Origin of the sequence: Vibrio sp. 10N.222.46.A1, from assembly GCF_041473595.1 — a bacterium.
Taxonomy (GTDB): Bacteria; Pseudomonadota; Gammaproteobacteria; order Enterobacterales; family Vibrionaceae; genus Vibrio; species Vibrio tasmaniensis_A.
Map to the genome: position 1 here is coordinate 1 of NZ_JBFRSN010000578.1, position 3,302 is coordinate 3,302.

Consider the following 3,302-nt stretch of genomic DNA (forward strand, 5'->3'; position numbering starts at 1 on the left):
GATCTCTTCAACCACTTCACGCCATAAGATAGAGCTCTGAAGAACGTTCGCTTTATCGATTGAGTAAACGTTTTTGTTACGTAGACGAGCGGATTCAAAAGCAATCTTCGCAATTCGTTCGATTTCGTAACGGTGGTAAACCTCAGTATCAAAGGCTTTCTCTGTTGCGCCTTCGCCTTCACGGCCTTTTGGTTGACCGAAGTAGATACCGCCAGTTAGTTCACGAACAACAACGATGTCGAAGCCGTTACCTGAGATGTCTGCACGCAAAGGAGAGAAAGACTCTAGACCTTTATGGATTTGTGCAGGACGTAAGTTACAGAACAGTTGGAAGTGTTTACGTAGAGGAAGTAGGGCACCACGCTCTGGTTGATCGTTTGGTGGGAGATGTTCCCACTTAGGTCCGCCAACCGAGCCAAATAGTACTGCGTCAGATTCTTCACAGCCCGTTACTGTCGCTTCTGGAAGTGGGCAGCCGTGATTATCAATTGCGATACCACCAACATCATACTCTTCGCGAGAAAAGCTAATCGCGTGCTTCTTTTCAATCGCGTCTAGCACTTTATGTGCTTGCTGCATTACTTCTGGGCCAATGCCATCACCAGGTAGTACGGCAATCTTGTATGATTTATCTGTCATGTTAATCCTTTAATTCTTGTTACTGAGCTGTTTGGCTCGTTTTAAATTTTGTCCCTAAAGCCAACAACATCGGCTCTAGGGCTCTGTTATTGGGGTATTAAACTGTCGCGAATTTTTGCTGCTTCATTTCAGCAATAGTGTCTGCGCGTTGAATGCTATTGATAACGTGTAGCAACGCTTGACCAGAAGCTTCAACGATATCTGTTGAAACGCCCGTACCGTGGTACTTACGGCCTTTATAGTTAGCAATGATGTCAGCTTGACCTAAGCCATCTTCACCTTCACCTTTTGCAGTTAGGTCGAACTTATCCAACGCGATTTCGTAGCCTGTTAAGCGGTAGATACATTGGTATAAAGCATCAACCGGGCCGTTGCCGACAGCCGCTTCGCATTTCTCTTCATCACCACATTGCAGTTTGATGCTGGTGGTAGACATAACACTACCAGATTGTACGCTTAGGTAGTTAAGTTTATAGAAGTCATCTTCATCACGTAGATTCGCGAAGTGCATCAATGCTTCTAGGTCGTAATCGAACACTTGTCCTTTACGATCAGCAAGCTTCAAGAAGTCTTCGTACAATGAATCTAGGTTGTACTCATTGTCTTTATAACCCATCGCGTCCATGTGGCTCTTAACAGCGGCTCGGCCACTACGACTTGTTAGGTTTAAGGCTTTGTTTTTCAAGCCAATAGACTCAGGCGTCATGATCTCGTAAGTGTTCTTGTTCTTAAGCATGCCATCTTGGTGAATACCTGAAGAGTGGCTGAATGCGTTAGCACCGACGATTGCTTTATTGTCTTGAATCGGCATGTGGCAAAGTTGGCTAACCAACTTACTGGTACGGTGAATCTCTTTGTGATCCAAGCCAGTATGAACACCCAAAAGCTCTTGGCGAGTTTTGATGATCATTGCAATTTCTTCTAAAGAACAGTTACCTGCACGTTCGCCAATACCGTTGATTGTGCCTTCAATTTGGCGAGCGCCCGCTTGCACAGCAGCAATTGAGTTTGCAACCGACATACCTAAGTCATCGTGACAGTGAACAGAGATGATCGCTTGGTCGATGTTGGGTACGCGATCGAATAGCGTCTTGATAATGCCACCAAACTCATTTGGTACTGTGTAGCCCACTGTGTCTGGAATGTTGATGGTTTTCGCGCCTGCGTTAATCGCGGCTTCAACCATGCGACATAGGTTGTCGATAGGGGTACGGCCGGCATCTTCACAAGAGAATTCAACATCATCGGTATAGTTACGAGCGTGCTTGACTGCTTTCACTGCCATCTCTACTACGTCATCGTAGCTGCGGCGTAATTTGTCTTGTACGTGAACCGTTGATGTTGAGATGAAGGTATGAATACGGAACTGGTCAGCAACTTTAAGCGCTTCGGCAGCGGCATCGATATCTTTCGCTACGGCACGAGAAAGCGCACAAATACGGCTGTCTTTGATGTGTTTAGCGATGGTTTGTACTGACTCAAAATCACCCGGAGAAGAAATAGGGAAGCCAGCTTCGATAACATCTACACCCAGTCTCTCAAGAGCATAAGCGATCTGTAACTTCTCTTTTACCGTAAGGCTTGCAGCCAATGCTTGCTCGCCGTCACGTAAGGTAGTATCAAAAATTATTACTTGATCGTTCATGGGTGCTTCCTTATATCGATAATGAATCGATTGCTATCCAAATTATTATTAAGAATGATGTTCTTTTAAAAGTGCCAGTTACAAAAAAACCCGCTCAGTGCGGGTTTTAATATTTGTGTAGTTCTTGACCCACAACTTACCCGCGCGATTGGTTCACGATAAGGAGAAGTTTCAGCAGTAGAGAAGAAGAAAAAATCATTACACAAATATCCGTAAATAAACTGTTAACACCATATTTACCGTAATTTATTCTGAGCGTCAAACAAGAAAATCCAATATCAGCGTGCATTGGCAGTGTTTTGGTTTTGTTTGTGCTGTTTTTTGTTTAAGTGTTAGCGATATCAACTGAATGGTGGTTTTGTATTGGCGGGTTAGTTTATCGTTTGGCTGATGTGTAGGTTAAAACTTTGTAGTAAATATTTTTAATGGAACGATTCACCAAAAAAATCACAAGCGTGACTAAAGTAATTAATCAATTGATTAAATAGTGAGTAATTAATCTTCTACTGTTATGCCTGTTTATCTCTATAATTAATCGAATGATTAATTATAGAGATGGATTTTTGCCATGACGGCACGAAAAGCGGGGCGACCTCAACAGAACTTAGATGTTCGACAACTATTGATTGAGCATGCTCGTGATCTGTTTGTCGTTCAGTCATACGACAAGGTCTCGACACGCCTGATTGCTGATCGTGCGGGTGTGAACATTGCGATGATCCGTTATTACTTTGGCAGTAAGGCTGGATTATTTGAGGCGATGCTGCGTGAAACGCTACGACCGATGCAATTGCAAATGCAGAGATTGGTTGAAGAAAGCAGCCATGAGAACTTTCTTGATTTAATGCGGACTTACTATAAAGAGATGGTCAAGGTGCCCAAGTTTCCTCGCTTGATTGCTCAAGTGATGAATATGCCTCCCTCTGAAGTGCAAAGAGAGTTGCTCGAAAAGGTTTTTCTCGATGTCGCCAAGCCAGCCCAAGATGTCATTTTTGAAAAGCTGGTTGAACAAGGCATC

Annotated in this window: 3 protein-coding genes; 1 reads left to right on the forward strand and 2 read right to left on the reverse strand. The window is 43.6% G+C overall.

What is annotated here, in order from left to right; translation table 11 throughout:
* Both leuB and leuA read right to left on the reverse strand, forming a co-directional pair.
* The coding region (gene leuB, locus AB4496_RS16375) for a 3-isopropylmalate dehydrogenase (RefSeq protein ID WP_372131373.1) at positions 1-639 on the reverse strand (639 nt) is incomplete at its 3' end.
* A 97-nt stretch (positions 640-736) separates the two neighbouring features.
* Positions 737-2,284 (reverse strand): 2-isopropylmalate synthase, encoded by a 1,548-nt coding sequence (leuA, locus tag AB4496_RS16380; protein WP_009847816.1) that lies wholly within the window; start codon positions 2,282-2,284, stop codon positions 737-739.
* A 568-nt stretch (positions 2,285-2,852) separates the two neighbouring features.
* Between leuA and AB4496_RS16385 the strand changes: the two genes are divergently transcribed.
* The coding region (locus tag AB4496_RS16385; RefSeq protein WP_372131375.1) for a TetR/AcrR family transcriptional regulator at positions 2,853-3,302 on the forward strand (450 nt) is incomplete at its 3' end.